14 protein-coding genes are annotated in these 16,648 nt (G+C 56.1%); 5 read left to right on the forward strand and 9 right to left on the reverse strand.

Annotated elements, in window-relative coordinates; genetic code table 11:
• Positions 1-161: 161 nt before the first annotated feature.
• Positions 162-3,959, reverse strand: a complete 3,798-nt coding sequence (locus AC2FJW_RS04805; protein ID WP_496749370.1) for a hypothetical protein — start codon at positions 3,957-3,959, stop codon at positions 162-164.
• A gap of 485 nt (positions 3,960-4,444) precedes the next feature.
• Positions 4,445-4,897: a DUF2267 domain-containing protein gene (locus AC2FJW_RS04810; protein ID WP_496749371.1), complete on the reverse strand. Its 453-nt coding sequence runs from the start codon at positions 4,895-4,897 to the stop codon at positions 4,445-4,447.
• 500 nt (positions 4,898-5,397) lie between these two features.
• Between AC2FJW_RS04810 and AC2FJW_RS04815 the strand changes: the two genes are divergently transcribed.
• From AC2FJW_RS04815 to AC2FJW_RS04825, 3 genes are all read left to right on the forward strand, one after another.
• Complete coding sequence (locus tag AC2FJW_RS04815) at positions 5,398-5,778, forward strand: DUF4345 domain-containing protein (protein ID WP_496702829.1); 381 nt, start codon at positions 5,398-5,400, stop codon at positions 5,776-5,778.
• A 14-nt stretch (positions 5,779-5,792) separates the two neighbouring features.
• On the forward strand, positions 5,793-6,653 hold the full coding sequence (locus AC2FJW_RS04820) for a DUF302 domain-containing protein (RefSeq protein WP_496749372.1): 861 nt from the start codon (positions 5,793-5,795) through the stop codon (positions 6,651-6,653).
• Between the two features lie 71 nt (positions 6,654-6,724).
• Positions 6,725-8,302, forward strand: coding sequence for an arylsulfatase (locus tag AC2FJW_RS04825; RefSeq protein WP_496749373.1), 1,578 nt, complete (start codon positions 6,725-6,727; stop codon positions 8,300-8,302).
• A gap of 144 nt (positions 8,303-8,446) precedes the next feature.
• On the opposite strand, the gene tnpB is transcribed toward AC2FJW_RS04825, so the two are convergent.
• A complete protein-coding gene (tnpB, locus tag AC2FJW_RS04830; protein WP_496749374.1) occupies positions 8,447-8,761 on the reverse strand; it encodes an IS66 family insertion sequence element accessory protein TnpB in 315 nt (104 codons plus the stop codon).
• A 423-nt stretch (positions 8,762-9,184) separates the two neighbouring features.
• Between tnpB and AC2FJW_RS04835 the strand changes: the two genes are divergently transcribed.
• Entirely contained in the window at positions 9,185-9,391 is a 207-nt protein-coding gene (locus tag AC2FJW_RS04835) for a hypothetical protein (RefSeq protein ID WP_496749375.1), read from the forward strand.
• A 16-nt stretch (positions 9,392-9,407) separates the two neighbouring features.
• Here the strand turns inward: AC2FJW_RS04835 and AC2FJW_RS04840 are convergent, their stop codons facing one another.
• Positions 9,408-10,799, reverse strand: a complete 1,392-nt coding sequence (locus AC2FJW_RS04840) for an aminotransferase family protein (protein WP_142639090.1) — start codon at positions 10,797-10,799, stop codon at positions 9,408-9,410.
• A gap of 243 nt (positions 10,800-11,042) precedes the next feature.
• Between AC2FJW_RS04840 and AC2FJW_RS04845 the strand changes: the two genes are divergently transcribed.
• Positions 11,043-12,671, forward strand: a complete 1,629-nt coding sequence (locus AC2FJW_RS04845) for an acyl-CoA synthetase (protein WP_496749376.1) — start codon at positions 11,043-11,045, stop codon at positions 12,669-12,671.
• Here the strand turns inward: AC2FJW_RS04845 and AC2FJW_RS04850 are convergent.
• The 5 genes from AC2FJW_RS04850 to AC2FJW_RS04870 all read right to left on the reverse strand — a co-directional run bounded on the left by AC2FJW_RS04850 (position 12,668) and on the right by AC2FJW_RS04870 (position 16,641).
• Positions 12,668-13,003 (reverse strand): DOPA 4,5-dioxygenase family protein, encoded by a 336-nt coding sequence (locus tag AC2FJW_RS04850; protein WP_142639094.1) that lies wholly within the window; start codon positions 13,001-13,003, stop codon positions 12,668-12,670. The genes AC2FJW_RS04845 and AC2FJW_RS04850 overlap by 4 nt on opposite strands.
• A gap of 88 nt (positions 13,004-13,091) precedes the next feature.
• Entirely contained in the window at positions 13,092-13,730 is a 639-nt protein-coding gene (maiA, locus tag AC2FJW_RS04855) for a maleylacetoacetate isomerase (protein WP_496749377.1), read from the reverse strand.
• A gap of 19 nt (positions 13,731-13,749) precedes the next feature.
• Positions 13,750-13,947 carry a DUF2783 domain-containing protein gene (locus tag AC2FJW_RS04860; protein ID WP_496749378.1) on the reverse strand — a complete coding sequence of 66 codons (198 nt, stop codon included), beginning with the start codon at positions 13,945-13,947 and terminating at the stop codon, positions 13,750-13,752.
• A gap of 5 nt (positions 13,948-13,952) precedes the next feature.
• Positions 13,953-15,563, reverse strand: a complete 1,611-nt coding sequence (locus AC2FJW_RS04865; protein WP_496692093.1) for an FAD-dependent oxidoreductase — start codon at positions 15,561-15,563, stop codon at positions 13,953-13,955.
• 127 nt (positions 15,564-15,690) lie between these two features.
• Positions 15,691-16,641 (reverse strand): MBL fold metallo-hydrolase, encoded by a 951-nt coding sequence (locus AC2FJW_RS04870; protein WP_496749379.1) that lies wholly within the window; start codon positions 16,639-16,641, stop codon positions 15,691-15,693.
• Positions 16,642-16,648 lie beyond the last annotated feature (7 nt).

Here is a 16,648-nt window from a genome sequence, read left to right on the forward strand (position 1 = left end):
ACCGCACCAGGGAATGGCGAACGACATCTAATCTGATCTCTAGACGGCGGCGGCTGCTAGCTGAAGGGTGCGTTGTGGGCTAACACTTGCCAGATCTCAGGCGTTAGCCCTGGATGCTAGCATTGGATCGAGTTCCCTTTCAGCACATAGAAGCTAACCATCTAGCGCGCTCCTGTAGAAAACTTGACAGTTACCGGGTTTGCGCCTTTGACGCGCAGCTCCGCCACATGCTCACCTAGCTTGGGTACATCGATCCAAGCATCCAGATCTTTGGCGACCTTCTTGCCGTCCAGATACCATTCAACGGATTTTGCTTCGGTGCGGCCAGTGAATGTACCCCAGAGATGCAGCGGTCGGTCCGCGCGCACCACTTGCCCCTCAGAGGGGTGAATAATGGCGAGTTCGGGTGGCGCTGGTGGCAGTTTAACTTGCTTGGTGTCTGCCGTTGCGGTGAAGTAACCGTCATGAGCAAGGACCCTAATCCAAACCTTGTCGACCGGAATGGTGTTGGGGTCGATCTCTACGCTGTTACCTCTCGCACCAACCCTGAGCCCGTTCCAGCGTTCACCATCAGAAGACCATTGCAGCCAAATATCGGGATCGTAACTACGCTTGGCCCCGGTCGTTTTCCAGGAAACCTTTAGACCAGACTTGCCAATGCTGGCTTCAGCCGAAGCCAATTTAACCGGCCGTGTCGGTCGCTTGCGCTCCCATATGACTGCGTCCCCCTGGCAGATGCGGATTGCAACTCCAGAGCCGACATCGCCCATTGCCGCAATGAAACTATACGGCGGTTTAGGCGGATCCTTTTTATCGCCTCCGCCGCAACCGCAGCCATCGCCATTGGCGTCGTGATTATCCATTGTGAACACCGGCGCGGATGAGATCACCTCGTCCTTGTCCCCGATCAACTGCAAAACTAGATCGGTACGCGCGCCAGACATCCGCAAGGGCCGGGTTGGAACCCGTACGAGGCTTGCGACCGAGACCTGCATGTCTTTGCCGACTTCACCCACGATCGTCACGAAAGGACGCATCTGGTCTTGCCTGTCGACTTCCATGGCACCTGCCCCCTCCGAGCTGCCGCCAGACACGCCCGTTGCCAGCGCCACCGGGTCAAATTCGGCGCGGTTCAGCATATAGTTATGCGTAAAGATCGAGACCCACCGGGGGCCGCAATAACCCATCAGATCCTCACTGTTGGCTGGCCGGTGTATTGTCCCGTCATTTGTGTCGAGGCCGTATTCGCCGATGCTCGCATCCGAATAGACAGTGTTGCCATTGCTATCGGTCGTTGTCATGCCGGTATCGTAAGGCTCGTAAAGCGGGTAGCTCGCGTTTGGCGTGCCGACCGTGCCACATGGGGCATGTGGTAAACCCGCCTGATGGCCCAACTCATGCGCCAACGTGACCGGGCTACCGGACAAGCCAGCGCCGTTGCCGCCGCTGGCGCATCCTGTGTTGCCATGCGAGCGCGGGATCGCCGCATTGACCAGTCCATAGTAAAGCCAATCGCCCTGATTACCGTCATTCGTGCGCGCGTTAGCCACGAAATTCAGGATCGGCGTCCAGTTGGGATCACACCCCCCCGCTGGGAAATTGTTGTTTGTCAGACCTTGTGTTGTTGTCTGGCTGTCGATGATCCGCACATTGGGCGTACTGCCTACCGGGAAAACCCGAAGGGCAAAGCTGGTATCAGCGGCAACTTGCGCTGCGTTGGGGGCAGGCAAGGTAATATTGGCGCCGCCGCCCATCGGTGGACCGTTATAGCCAATTGTGACGGCTGCAACGCGCAACTCTTGCTCAAGATCGACATCAACAAGCTGTTGGGCCGTGCCGCTGCCTCCATAGCAATCGTCTGGCGACGAGACAGTGATAGAAAGGCGCAAGAGCCCGGTCATCACGTTGGCAGGGATAATGAAGTTCAGCGTCGCATCAATGTCGCGTCTCTCTGCGTCGTAGCTCGAGAAACTGTCCTGCGCTGTCACCGGGGCATTGGTCGGAACGATATTGGCCACCGTGGACCAGATCCCACCAACCCGGCGTTCCACTTGAAGTGTGCCACTGACATTGCCGAGCTGCCCATTATCGAAATTCGGATCCTGCCCACTGCGCAGATATGTCCGCACCCAGGCCGATTTATTGGCAACAAGTTGAAGGGAGTTGTCCGGGCCGCGGTCAGCTGGATCAGTCAGATGCTGGTTGGCTCGGAAATACTGAATCGCCTGCGTTACCTCGACCCCGTCGATGGATAGATCCGGCGGGTTCTGGAAAACGAGGTCTAAGCCCTGACTTACTGTAGGAGGTTTACATTTACCGGTCACGACGATTTCGACCCACACTCGGGTCGTTTGGTCGAAGTCAGTCTGATCGAAGTCCCAGCGTCCCAGATCGGGGGCCGGTGAAATCTGCGCAATGGCAGAGCCGGTGTCTGTATTGACGATGCGCACAGTCACTGAGTCAGCGGCGCAGACCTTCCAGCGGATTTTCAGAACCTCGCCGGGTAACAGGCAGTCGTCGTTCTGATGCCCTTTGACGATAAACTTGAGAATGTCAGCGCTTGTGCCTTCGAACTCAGCCAACATCGTGCCGCTTTTTCGATAGTCCAGGAAACGATCGCAGACGCTGATCGTTTGGGTCGGAGGAATGATCGCCAAACCACATCCTGCACTGGACGGGACGATCACGCAGAGGCGTTCGTCTGACCACGAGGTCGGCACAGCGATCGGACCGGGGTTCATCGTGCCATGCTGGGTGAACTGCACTTGCCCCGCAATATCGCCAAACCCGCACCCGCAGATCGCAACCGTGTCACCGGGGCAGGCACGCTCTGGGTTGATCTTGGTCACGGTGTAGCATTCGATACTGCACCAGTTTCTATATGCATCCGTGATGCAATCCAGGATGGGCTGGCGGACACAAGTTTGACAGCAAGGCACTTGTCCACAAGGGGTTTGACCGGTGCAGATGCACATCACATATTCGAGCAGATCCTTAAAATGACGCCCTGCGTGCGGCTTCTTGCAGACCAGGTTGACAGCTGCTTCATGAAGCGCGGTCAACGCCTGGAACCGGCAACGTTGTTCAAGCAGCGCGCCGACGTATTTGATCATTGTTGGTCTGTGACCACAGGATACATGCATGGCCGCAAAGACCATCAAGCTCATGTCTTTGTCAGCGATCAGGGACTTACCGGTCGGGCAGACATGGTCGGAACAGCACACCGGGTTGGGTTTGGATTTGATGGGCTTACAGCTGTCATCATTGCAGTCGTCGGAAAAAATGTCCTGCAAGATACCGCTTGCATCATCCCCGGATGCGCTGCCACAGCCGCAGCCCGTTGGCGACGTGGCACAAAGAGCATTGAGTACATCCACATAGCGCCCCTTGGCAGCGACGTCTCCCTTCAGAACACTCCAGGCGTCACTAAGCGAGTTGTCAAAAATCGCAAGCGTCGGGCGGATGCACTCAAAGAAGTGAGTGCGCTTGCGCAGCAACCGATCAGCATCCGCAAGCTCAAGCGCTTCCTCAATGTCATCGAGAACGCTTTCTGGCAAAAACGGCTTATCCGGTGCAGCCCAGCTTAACGGGCGCCTCAGGTGACACGCCAGCTTCTTTGCCGGGATGGCGACGTCGATTTTAATATCGTCGGTGCAGGAACAATCCTCAATCTTGAGCCGGGCTTTATGGATGCGCACGCCATCGCGGTCGCGCAGCTTTATCCGCAATTCCATCGGACCTGCACATCGACAGTCTTCGGGTATTTTCGACGAATCCACTATGAGCACAAATCGGCCATCGGCGGCCGTCAGGACGCATCCAAGATCGATCTTACAGCCGTCTCGCTTGCGCCAGCCATCCCCAAATACCGCCTGAATCTTGACCAATATACCGTGTACGGGCTGACCGTTTTCCTGTTGGGTGACACGACCGAAAACAGATTGAATAAGACTGGACATAGCTAAAGTAAGCCTCCGTTTTAAAAATGAACTTCTGTCAATTTCTCTTGGGAATTGCGCCAAATAGGACGCTTTACACCAATCTCGACCAAGTGTGATTTGCAAATTTGGAATAGTGTTAATGCTGTTTAAATATGCTTTTATTTTGCGCCAAAATACCCAAAATGTCAATCAGGTGCCACCTAGGGCGTCGCCGCTCGGAGGCATTAACAGCAATGGACACCGCACTCCTTCCGCACGGTGCCAAGTGCAAAATGCCGCACAGCTCTGACGTGAAGAGCGGGTTATTGTGCAATTTTACCGCGCACGCGGCCAAAAAGCACTGAGCGGCCCATAAGAGACATTCGGCACCCTGCTGGGATTCTGCGGTCGCAGCCCGCATTCCGGTCATTCGCTGCAAGTGCAAATTTTGGCGCTACTCGAACTCACACATTGCGGGACGAAGCGATCTTTCGCTTTCTCATTCGGAACGTCCGCTTCCGCCGCTAGATTATCCGCTGATCCAGCTCTTTCGGGTCTTCGACGTCGACATGCCAGAATGCCACGGCCTCCTCGGGGAGTTGCATCAGTACCCTTTCGAAATCCCTGGAGTCAGTGCAACGTCGAATTGCCCAAGCTGTCGCTTCGATTGCGTTGTCTGGCGTTAGGTTGTGGTTCACGCGAACCTGCTTGGCTTCGTCGGTGAGGACCTGTCGCTCCGCAAATTGAACCGGCGGTTCGGAGACAACCCAACCTGCCACAAACACCGCGCGGGGAACAGCCGGAAGGACGCTTGCGAAAGCCAGACCCTGCTGTGCTGTCAGGCGGCGTCTAAAGACCTGCAAAACAGCATCCACAGCGGTGTATGCCATATTGTCGGACTCAAGAGACATACGCTCTTTCACATCATCAAGAAAGGCGCGCCACTCTTTGGAAGCATGGCGGTATGTCCACGGCATCGGCATCTTTGGTTTTACCTCACACACTTTCAGTCATTGCCAAATATAGCCGGTCGCAGGCCGAGTCGTCGAGCCAAACAGATTTGCAAAAACAGACTTTCATGCGTCCCGCAGCATCGGTAAAATGGGCTCAGTGCCGACCTCAGATGCGGCGCGGCATCTGCCAGTTTCGCAGAACTAGCATCGTAGCAGATGGCCCAAAGGAGACATCCATCTTCCTCGACAGCGCCGCTTCACCAGACCGGCCATTCGCTGCGCAAGCAACATCAACGGGCGGATTAAGGATCAAGTCGCGGGACGAAGCGGTAATACGTCTCGTGGTACATGCGTGACTGAGTTGGGGACAAAGCCTGATATGCAGGTCGTGCCTGCGGTATTATCCTAACGTCCCGCGTAAGTTTCCGGCGGTAAGGAAATTGACCATGGTTCTGAGTTGCCTAACGCGGAATTGAAAGTATATTCTATCTGGCTCTTGTAGAGGCAGCCAAAAGGGAAATTCCTTGTCTGACCGTTTTGTTTTGTTGCTCGCATCCGTTGGGTTGTTCCCGATCGCACTGTCTTATGGCGCGATGCCGTCGGCGAGTGTGCCGATGTTGCTGGGATTTCCAGTCGACACGACAGAGCTCACCCACATCTTCCGGGCAATTATGGGGCTGTATCTGGCGATGTTGATGTTTTGGATTGCCGGGGCATTCAAGCCCGCCCTTACAAACGCCGCCCTTTGGAGCCTGTTCCTCTTCATGGCCGGGCTCGCCGCTGGCCGACTGCTGAGCTTTTTGGTCGATGGCTTGCCAAATTTCTTGCTGGTGTTCTACTTTTTGGCAGAAATCCTTTTCGCAGCTTTGGCTCTGCTTCGTTTGCGTCAACAAGGCGCGGTTTGATCAGGAGGGTCAACTTGGGTATCCGAAACACTCTGTTGGCCGCTGCGCTGGCATTAACTCCGATCTCCGCCGATGCAGATGATACACTGCAAGCCGACACCGATATTTTGTTCGAAGCAGTGGCAGAGGCGGTGACAGATGCCAAAATGGCAAGGGTGATCGAGATAGATCATGCCCGTTTGGCGGCTGGCGAAGGCGTGGAGATGCCACCGTCGAGAGTTTTGCTTTTCTCTGATCCCGGCGTGAACGCTGCCATCCTGAGCGAGAACATTCGTGCGGGGTTGGATCTGCCCTTCAGGGTGTTGTCATACGGCGACGAGGCTAAGCCGTCCTTATCTTACACGTCCTCTGCGTTCATCGCCAAACGTCACGGGCTTGAGGGGTCAGCGGCCCTTGCTGCCTTTGATGAGCGCCTGCAAGCGGTACTGCGCGCCGTAGATAGCGCAGACCCGAGCCCGATTCCCACCGATGCTGTCGAGCGTGATTTTGGCATTTTTGAAATTGCGTCAGCGTATGACGTTGCCGAAACGGTTGCGCGCCTCGAAAAAGCAGTGACCGCGCAAACAGATACAATTTGGTTCGGCGAGATCGATTTTATGAAAGAAGCTGCCGCGTTTGACGTTGCCCTTCCCGCCGCAAAGCTGCTGCTGTTCGGGGGGCCAGCGCCCGGTGGAGTCGCAATGGCGGATTACCCGGCGATCGGTCTTGATGCCTTTTGCCAGAAACTGCTTGTCTATGAAGGCACAGATGGCAACGCTGTGGTTCTGTTCAACGACATCGCCGCCTTTGCACAGCTCTACTATGGTAGCTCAATCGAGCCACACGCGATGCTCAACAAACGTTTAAGCGCGACATTTTCCGCTGCTGTACAGTAATTACGCGCTTATGAATTTGGGGCTATGAGGACGACCAGACGACCCCGATACGATGCAAGAAAGGATGATTCATGCAGAAACGCTTATCAATCGCGCGCACTTTCGTCGGAGCGGTCGTCGCTTCGGTTGCTGTCGCCGCAAGCGCAGTTGCTCAAGAGGACAAGCCAAATATCTTGGTGATCATGGCTGACGATGTCGGTTGGGCCAGTTTGGGAAGCTACCACCAAGGCATCAAAAGTATCAAAACACCGAACCTAGACCAGCTTGCCGAAGCGGGAACGCGGCTGACGGACTACTACGCAGAACCGACCTGTACCGCAGGTCGCGCTGCGTTTTTGACCGGTCAGTTTCCTGTACGTGTCGGGATGCACACTGTTGGTCTTCCCGGTGATCCCGTGGGTCTGAGCAATGAAGACCCCACGCTTGCAAACATGCTAAAGGCCCTGGGGTATACCACCGGTCAATTCGGGAAAAACCACTTGGGCGACCAGAACCAGTTTTTGCCAACAACAAAAGGTTTCGACGAGTACTGGGGCTGGCTCTACCATTTGAATGCGATGGAATATACGTCGGACCCTGACTGGCCAGACGATCCTGAATTTAATGCCCAATTCGGTCCGCGCAACATCATACATGCCTTTGCAACCGAAGAACTGGATGAAACGGTGGATCCGCGTTGGGGCGTGGTCGGCAATCAGCGCATCCTGGACGATGGACCCGCGCCGCCCGAGCGTCAAAAGACGCTCGATGATGAGGTGACCGAAAAGACGATCGACTTTATTGATCGCGCTGTCGAAGCGGATACACCGTTTTTTGTATGGATGGCCCCGGCCAGAGCGCATGTTTGGACGCACCTGAGCCCCAAATATGAAGACATGCTGGGCGATGGGCGTGGGCTGCAGGACGTTGTGATGCAAGAGCTTGACGACAATGTGGGCAAAGTGATGGCGCGGCTTGACGAGCTGGGTGTCACTGACAACACAATTGTGGTTTTCACTGCTGACAATGGCCCTGAAACGATGACCTGGCCGGATGGTGGCACGACACCATTTCACGGGGAAAAAGGAACAACCTGGGAAGGTGGTTTCCGCGTTCCGGCGATTATCAAATGGCCCGGCAATGTTCCTGCTGGACGCGTCGCAAACGGCATTATGTCCGGTATGGACTGGATGCCGACGCTGGTGGCAGCGGCAGGTGGCCCTGACAACCTGCCCAAGGCGCTCTTGTCTGGATATGAAGGCTACACAGCACATTTGGACGGATACAACCAACTGTCGTATTTGACGGGAGGTGCCGAAAGCAACCGCGACGAAATCATCTACTACGAAGGCACGAGCCTTCAGGCCGTCCGCTACAGGGACTGGAAAGCCCATTTCGTAATCCAAGAGCATGGCTGGGCCGGACCAAAAGAAGAATTAAACGCGCCGATGTTGTTTAATCTGCGCCGCGATCCTTATGAAAAGGCCGCCGAAGAATCCGGGATGTATACCAAATGGATGGGGCAGAAGATGTGGGCGTTTGGACCTGCTGCGCGACTGGTGCAGCAACACCTTCAGACATTCCAAGAGTTCCCGCCGCGTGGCTCTGACCTGGCCAATCAAAGCCAAGTTGAGAAACAGGTTTCCAGCGAAGGCGGGATGTCTCAATAACGACTAGAAATACACGATTCAGCACTTCGCCGTGGTGACGGCGGAGTGCTCCTTCCACTATCTCTCAAGATTCTGCTTTGGGCTCGGTATCGCCGTTCGCTGCTATTCACATCAGGGACTGATTGCAGTCCGAAGCGCGCGTTATCACAGCTTCGAATCAAGCCCTTCGAAAAGGGCCTCAAACTGCGATTTGGTCATCGTCATCACCCTGTCACTGACGCGTGGCCATTCAAAACCCTCACCCCCGATCCGCTTATAGATCAGCACAAGACCCGCCCCGTCCCAAACTATGAGCTTCAGCCGGCCCGTGCGTGTCGAACGGAAAACAAATATGGCAACACAGCATGGATCGAGATCGAATTCATTCAGAACGATCGCCTCCAAACCACCCATGCCTTTACGAAAATCGACTGGCTTGGTGGCGGCGTAGAATTTAAAGTTGCCAGCTGGTGAAATCATGAATGGCTATCCATCGCGAGTGCAATTTTGACCAAACAGTTCACCGGATAATTGGCAGGAAAGGCATGGTGCTTTCCCGGCGCGCCAGAAGATTGCGATTGTCAGTTTCTGGATCACGGCCTGGCTGCGTCTCTTCGTTAATTAGAACCTTCGAAAAAATTTGTTCTTCGTTCCGCGCGACGCTATTGACCCGTGAAGATTTCACGCCTGACCTCCATTTGTAGACGAGGGATTGCGAAACGTTGCAATCCTCCAAGATGTCACCAACAGTCAGTTCACCGAGATCAAGTTTGGTTTTGACAAACCGCTTGAAGCCGGGTGGCCAGACACGGCGTCCTCCCGCATGCACCTAAATGGTGAAACCATAGACTTAGAATGATTGTGGAAATTGCCTCATTGCTGCCGCCTCTCGTTTTAGACAATATGCCATGGAAACAAGAGGCAGATCAGGGGCTAATTCGGGGGTCAGTTGCAACGCTAACGCTCAACGGATACATCAACGGATTCTACAATCCGGGCCGCAGACATTCAGCACTGAGCGGGAACATCCGGTCGCATATTGAGGGTTTGGGCATCCGTATTGAGAAAAAACCGGCGCAAGCAGCGCCGGTTTTCATGGTCTCATCCTAAGAGACTGCTAACGGTGTCAGCCGAATACACGCCCCAGTGCGCCATCGACAGCATCGGTGATTTGGTCGATGTCATCCGCGGTGGCAATCAGCGCTGGTGAGAAGCACAGAGTGTTGTTCCGACCGGGGACCGAGCGGTTGGTGACGCCGATGATCACGCCCTGCGCCATACAGTCGGCCACAACGGCCTGCGCCAGTTTTTCATCGACCGGCTCACGGGACGCGCGGTCTGCGACCAGCTCAGCACCCAGGAACAGGCCCTTGCCGCGGACGTCGCCGACGACCTTGTGCTTTTCCATCAGCGCCTGAAGGTTGCCCGTCATCCGGTCACCCATAGCGACACAGTTGGCCAGCAGGTTCTCATCCTCGATGATCCGCATGTTCTCGATCGCGGCCGCTGGACCGGCGGTACAGCCACCAAATGTCGAGATATCGCGGAAGTAGCCCATCGGGTCCGAGGCGTCTTCTTTGAACATGTCAAAGACTTCCTCAGTAGTTACCATGCAGGCGATGGCGGCATAGCCCGAGGCGACACCCTTAGCCATGGTCACAAAATCTGGCTTCACACCATATTGCTGATACCCGAACCATGTGCCGGTGCGGCCCACGCCGCAGACGACCTCGTCGATATGCAGCAGGATATCGTATTTCTTGCAGATTTCCTGTACGCGCTGCCAATACCCTTCGGGCGCTTCGATCACGCCGCCACCGGCTGTCACGGGCTCAAGGCACAGGGCGCCAACCGTATCGGGGCCTTCGCGCAGGATCACCTCTTCGATCTGATCCGCGGCCCATTCGCCGAAATTCTCTTCGGGCGCGCCGTCCAGCTCGTGCTTGCGGTATTCCATGCAATGCGGCACGCGGATGAAACCGGGGGCGAAAGGCCCGTACTGCGCGTTGCGCTCGTCCTGACCACCTGCCGACATCGCTGCCAGGGTCGAGCCGTGATAGTCGCGGTCACGGTACAAAATCTTAGTCTTCTTGCCGCCGTATTTCTTGTGGGCGATCTGGCGAACCATCTTGAACGCCTTCTCATTCGCCTCGCTGCCCGAGTTGGTGTAATACACGCGGCTCATTCCAGGCATTTTCTCGATCAGCTTTTCGGCGAACAAAGCACCAGGGATCGAGCCCGCCGAGTTGGCGAAATAGCACAGCTTCATCAACTGGTCATAGACCGCCTTGCAGATCGATTCGCGGCCATAGCCGACATTCACAGTCCATACGCCGCCCGATACAGCGTCCAGATGCTCTTTGCCTTTTTGATCCCAGACACGCATGCCCTTACCTTCGACAATGATGCGCGGGTCGTTGGTTTCAAAGGGTTTATGCTGGATCAAGTGGTGCCAAATATGGGCGCGGTCGGCTTCGACGACGCGTGAAAGATCGTTTTCGTTGAACGTGCCGTCCATGACATGTCCTTTCAAAATTAGCGTGTGCACATCTTACAGAGGCGGTGTCGCCTCGGCTTGTATATTCGATGGCTCAGATCAGCGTGAATGGCCAGTACAAGATAGGGCCAGATCGGGTAGGTTGGTATCGCCAGTCGGGCGCAGCACAGTAATTTGGCCGCCTCACGCCGTATTTCTACGGGTTTGTCATAGGACTATGTTTGTGTTCAATTCGCGCAACTTACGATTTGGGAGGATCCGCAGATGACAGGGGCCAACATATATGAACGCCACTTGGATCAATGCCAGGCGAATTATACGCCGCTGTCACCGCTAAGCTTTATCGAACGGACGGCGCAGGTCTACCCTGATTACCCGTCAGTTGTTTATGGCGTCCGCCGGTATTCCTGGGCCGAAACCTATACCCGTTGTCGTCGACTGGCGAGCGCTCTGGATAGGCTTGGAATAGGGCGAGGCGATACAGTTTCGATCATCGCAGCAAACATCCCCGAACTGTACGAGGCCCATTTTGGCGTTCCCATGGCCGGCGCCGTGCTGAACGCGATTAACACCCGGCTGGACGCGCCGATCATTGCCTTCATCCTGAACCATGCGGAATCCAAGGTGCTGCTGGTCGATCCGGAATTTTCTGCGGTGGTGCTAGACGCGCTGGAACAGGTTGATCACGATATTCTCGTCATCGATATCGAGGATCCCAGCTTTGATGGTGGCGAGAAAAAGGGCAGTCTGACTTACGATGCGCTCTTGGCCGAAGGCGATCCCGAGTTCGCATGGTCCCTGCCAGCGGATGAATGGGATGCGATCACGCTGAACTATACGTCGGGCACCACAGGCAATCCCAAAGGTGTCGTCTATCATCACCGCGGCGCGGCCCTGAATGCGCAATCCGATCTGCTGGACTGGGGCATGCCCCGGCATTCTGTCTATCTGTGGACCTTGCCGATGTTCCATTGCAACGGCTGGTGTTTCCCTTGGGCTATGGCGGCAAATGCAGGGGTCTCGGTTTGCCTGCGGGCGGTTCGGGATGAGCCGATTTATGCCGCCTTTCGGGATGAGAAGGTCACGCATTTCTGTGGTGCGCCGATTGTTCTGAACATGTTGGCCAACGCGCCCGATCACCTTAAGGATTTCGATCACGAGATCAAAGTGATGACCGCAGGCGCTCCACCTCCGGCGGCTGTGGTTAAGAAGATGGAGGATATGGGGATCGAGGTTACCCATGTCTATGGCCTGACCGAGACTTATGGTCCGTCCGTGGTCTGCGCCTGGAAGGATGAATGGAACAGCAAAGAAGGCGAAGAACGCGCCGCTTTGAAGGTTCGTCAGGGTGTGCGGTATTCGGCCCTGTCCGGGCTTATGGTGGCCGACCCGGATACGTTGGAGCCCGTGCCTGCGGATGGCGAGACGCTGGGTGAGATTTTCATGCAGGGCAATGTTGTCATGAAAGGGTATCTCAAAAACTCCGATGCCACGGACAAGGCGTTCCGGGGCGGCTGGTTCGCCTCGGGCGATCTTGGGGTGATGCATGCGGATGGATATGTCGCACTCAAGGACCGGTCCAAAGATATCATCATCTCGGGAGGTGAGAATATCTCATCGGTTGAGGTTGAGGATATCTTGTACAAGCACCCCGCCGTGATGGAGGCCGCCGTGGTCGCCCGCCCCGATGACAAATGGGGCGAAACACCCTGCGCCTTTGTTGAACTCAAACCAGATGGGCAAGCGACAGAGGCAGAGATCATCGCGTTCTGCCGGGACAACATGGCCCATTTCAAGGTGCCTAAGACGGTGGTCTTCGGTCCTTTGCCAAAGACCTCGACCGGCAAGATTCAGAAGTTCAAGCTGAGAGATCAGGCGAAGGCGTTGGGTTAAAGCTGGTCGAAGATCGACAGATCCAGATCCAGCATCTCACCCATCCAAATTGCGCGGTCGCGGTGGTCTGCCAGATGCTCGCCGGTTTCGGGATGGGTGAATATCGTCAACCCTTGCCGATTCAGCGTCAGCCAGGGAATGACCTGATCAAATGCGTCGGCTGCAAAGCCCAACTGGCAGCTCCACCTTGGATGTGGGCCTACATTGCGGGCGTGCATCCGCCCCATTGCAACTGGGAACAGGCGCACTGCTTCTTCACAGAGCTGCCGGGCGGTATCCTGCGTTTCTGCATCGAAATAGACATGGGCGTGATAGCCGATGATTTCGGGCATTGGGGCCTCCTGCATTTTGTTTTGAAGAACGTAAGGCAGGGGTTAGGCAATTCCCATTCGCATCGGCACACAGACCCTGTGCAGAGGATCAGATGGGGGCGTGTTGATCGGGATGCGCTGCGGCAAAGGCTGGGTGTTTGGCGCAGGCGGCCTCGACGCCCAGGATACGGGGCAGGTCGGTCAGATCGACCTGATAGCGGCGGGCATTGTACATCTGTGGGACCAGGCACAGATCAGCCAGCCCTGGCTGCGGCCCAGTGCAATATGGGGTCTGTTGGAAACCGCGCAACTGGGCTTCGAACGCAAGCAGACCCGGTCGTATGAAATGGTTCATCCAACTGCCAGGCATACCTTCTGCATTCCCACTGAGCGCGGTTGCATGGCGTGCGACTGACAAATTGCAGACTGGGTGAAGATCAATGGCGATGGTTTGTGCCAGCGCCAGTGCTTGTGCGCGAATACCAGGTTCCGCCGGAAGCAACCCCAGACCCCGTGTCATGTCCAGGTAGTCGATGATTGCCAAAGATTGCGTCAGCCGCAGCCCGTCAATCTCAAGCACAGGAACCAGCCCCTGCGGGTTGCGCCTCAGATGCGCATCAGATTTGTGATCTCCGGCGACAAGATCGACAGACACCGCACGATAGGTGATGCCAGCCAAGTTTAACGCGATCCGCACCCGGTAGCTGGCCGACGAGCGCCAATAATCATACAGAACTACGCCACTCATCGCTGGCCTCCTGTTTACGTCAATTCTCGTTCAGCTTGGCGGCTTTCAGGGCTTCAAACAACACCTCGGCATTTCCGATATGGTTGGCTAGCACCAGTACCAGCCGCGCATTCAGCGCGTCGCTGTCGGTTTTATCCAGCCCGTCATGGGCGGCGATCAGTTCAAAATAGAAATCATCTGCATTGTCCAGATTAGGGGTGAGGATCAGTTGGGTCATCTCGCTTACTCCTTACCGGTGGCCCTGCGGATCGCCTGCCGGAATGCGTTTTCTTCGTACGTATCACGGCGGGCGGCCACGTGTTGATCGGGACGGATCAGATAAACCGCGCTGGTGGCATCCCCCAGATAGCGGCGCTTGAGCGCCAGGGTCGGATCGTCCTTAACCGACAACGCCAAGCGGGTTGCCTGAACCCCGTCTTCCTCAAGAGTGTCTGGTGCGTCGGCGTCAATCGTCAAAAGGGTAAACTTGCCCGCGAGTTTCGGCAGCAGGAACGCGGCGCCGAGGGGGGCATCCGGGCACGCAGCGCCGGGACGGGTGATATCTGGCCCGTTCAGCGCATCTGCGGAATTCAACGACGAGCCCGCATAGGTACAAGGTGTGCTCAGACGGCCGGAATTCACCAGAGGGCGCGCGAATTCGTAGTGCTCGCCCAGGTCAAGAACGGCGTCGCGCAACAGGCGGGACATCTGGGATTTCGGCGTGATAAAGTCGGTCGAGCGACTGGAATAGGCAATATTCTCATCAGCGGCCTGCACCCGTTCATGGCTGTAGCTATCCAGCAAATAATCGGGCGCTTTTCCGTCGATAACCAGCTTCAGCTTCCAACACAGGTTGTCCGAATCCTGCACACCCGAATTGGCCCCACGCGCACCAAACGGGCTAACCTGATGGGCGCTGTCGCCGGCAAACAGGACCCGGCCATACCGGAATCGCTCCATCCGGCGACACTGGAAGGTATAGATCGAGACCCATTCCAAATCGAATTCGACATCTTCGCCCAGCATCTCCTTGAGGCGCGGGATCACATTCTCGGGCCGTTTTTCCCGTTCCTTGTCGATATCCCAACCCAGTTGCAGGTCAATGCGCCAGACATTGTCGGGCTGTTTGTGCAGCAGGGCGGATTGCCCCCTGTTGAACGGTGGATCAAACCAGAACCAGCGTTCGGAAGGAAAGTCAGCCTCCATCACGACATCAGCTATCAGGAAGTTATCTTCGAACACGCGCCCGTCGAAATCCAACCCGAGCATCCTGCGGGCCGGAGAGTGTGCGCCGTCACAGGCGATCAACCAGTCGGCTTCTATGTTGTAGGGGCCTTCGGGGGTCTCTACCTCAAGCGTGACATGGTCCTCATGGGTGCCGATCGCCTCGACCCTATTGCGGCCGCGAATATCGATTGGCGCGCCTTCAGCTTGGAGTGCGCGCAAGCGGTCCACAAGGATCTGTTCTAGGTGATATTGCTGCAGATTGATAAATGCCGGATTGGCATAGCCTTGTTCTGGCTGCAAATTGAACTCATAGATCTGTCTTGTGTCGAAAAAGACCTTGCCGGTATCCCAAAGAACACCTTTCCGGACCAAGGGCTCTGCGCATCCAAGCCTGTCGGCTATGTCCAGCGTGCGCTGTGAAAAACAGATGGCCCGGCTGCCAAAGCTGACCTTGTCATTTTCGTCCAGAACGACAACCTCAACGCCCTGTTGTGCCAGATCAATAGCTGTGGCCAAGCCGATTGGCCCGGCGCCGATGACGATCACCTTGTGGCGTATTGGGGCTACGGCGTCCTGATCGGGATTTCGCGCGTAGGCGTAAAGCGGTATTTCGAAGATCTTGTTCATGGGGCTCTCCCATTGCGCTGCGCTGAGGGTCCTTTCCACCAGCCGTTCAGGCTCAGTGGTCCCGATCCCAGGGTCTCACCAATCCGTCCTGCGAAAAACGATCTGGATCAAATGCGACCGTATGTCCTTAACTCTGCAAGGCTTCCCACATCTCCAGATCTCGTTGGGCGGTCCAGATGCGCGGGGTGTCGATCCCGCGCGCCTCGTCATAGGCACGGGCGACGTTGAAGGGCAGGCAGTGTTCATAGATCGCGTAATCGGCGAATTTCGGGTCGCATTCGACGCGCACCGCGTCCCATGCTTCTTTCAGGCTTCCTCCGCGCGCCGCAACCTTGGCTGCTGGACGATAGGTGCTGTCGACAAAATCCCGGGTGTTTTCGATGGCTGCATTGACCATGTCCTTGCCGACCAGGGCATCGCCACGGCCTGGCGCAATGGCGTCGACATCAAACCACTTGATCTCATCCAGTGTATCGCCCCAGTCGCCGAAATGCCCATCGCCGCAGTAGCAGGCCGAGTGATACTCGACGATGTCACCGGTAAACATCACATTCTGATCGGGTACATGGATCACGATATCGCCTGCTGTATGTGCGCGGCCCAGATGCATCAGGTCAATCCGACGTTTGCCCAGATACACCGTCATGGTGTCGCTGAACGTGGTCGTGGGCCAGGTCAGACCGGGAATGCTTTCGTGCCCTTCGAACAGGCGCGGGAAACGCTGGAACTCACTGTCCCAATCTTCCTGTCCCCGTTCCACCACCATCGCGCGGGCCATGTCTGACATCATGATCTGCTGCGCCCCAAAGGCACTGGCACCCAGAACACGGACGGCGTGATAATGGGTCAGCGCCACATGCGTGATCGGCTTGTCGGTGACCGAGCGCACGCATTCGATTACCTTGTTGGCCAAACGGGGCGTCGCCTGTGCCTCGACAATCATGACACTGTCATCACCGATGATGACGCCCGAATTCGGATCCCCTTCGGCGGTAAAGGCATAAAGCCCGTCTCCTACCTCGGTGAACGAGATTTTCTTTTCCGACATGTCCCCTTGGGACGCAAATGCCTTGGCCATTTCTGGT

It is taken from the genome of Ruegeria sp. CDSA020 (genome assembly GCF_059612345.1).

Excerpts from the sequence above, each read along its gene's own strand:
- AC2FJW_RS04850 (WP_142639094.1), bottom strand. The coding sequence starts at position 13,003 with ATGCCCGAAATCATCGGCTATCACGCCCATGTCTATTTCGATGCAGAA.
- maiA (WP_496749377.1), bottom strand. The coding sequence starts at position 13,730 with ATGAGTGGCGTAGTTCTGTATGATTATTGGCGCTCGTCGGCCAGCTAC.
- tnpB (WP_496749374.1), bottom strand. The coding sequence starts at position 8,761 with ATGATTTCACCAGCTGGCAACTTTAAATTCTACGCCGCCACCAAGCCA.
- AC2FJW_RS04865 (WP_496692093.1), bottom strand. The coding sequence starts at position 15,563 with ATGAACAAGATCTTCGAAATACCGCTTTACGCCTACGCGCGAAATCCC.
- AC2FJW_RS04840 (WP_142639090.1), bottom strand. The coding sequence starts at position 10,799 with ATGGACGGCACGTTCAACGAAAACGATCTTTCACGCGTCGTCGAAGCC.
- AC2FJW_RS04810 (WP_496749371.1), bottom strand. The coding sequence starts at position 4,897 with ATGCCGTGGACATACCGCCATGCTTCCAAAGAGTGGCGCGCCTTTCTT.
- AC2FJW_RS04805 (WP_496749370.1), bottom strand. The coding sequence starts at position 3,959 with ATGTCCAGTCTTATTCAATCTGTTTTCGGTCGTGTCACCCAACAGGAA.
- AC2FJW_RS04845 (WP_496749376.1), top strand. The coding sequence starts at position 11,043 with ATGACAGGGGCCAACATATATGAACGCCACTTGGATCAATGCCAGGCG.
- AC2FJW_RS04835 (WP_496749375.1), top strand. The coding sequence starts at position 9,185 with ATGCCATGGAAACAAGAGGCAGATCAGGGGCTAATTCGGGGGTCAGTT.
- AC2FJW_RS04825 (WP_496749373.1), top strand. The coding sequence starts at position 6,725 with ATGCAGAAACGCTTATCAATCGCGCGCACTTTCGTCGGAGCGGTCGTC.
- AC2FJW_RS04870 (WP_496749379.1), bottom strand. The coding sequence starts at position 16,641 with ATGGCCAAGGCATTTGCGTCCCAAGGGGACATGTCGGAAAAGAAAATC.
- AC2FJW_RS04860 (WP_496749378.1), bottom strand. The coding sequence starts at position 13,947 with ATGACCCAACTGATCCTCACCCCTAATCTGGACAATGCAGATGATTTC.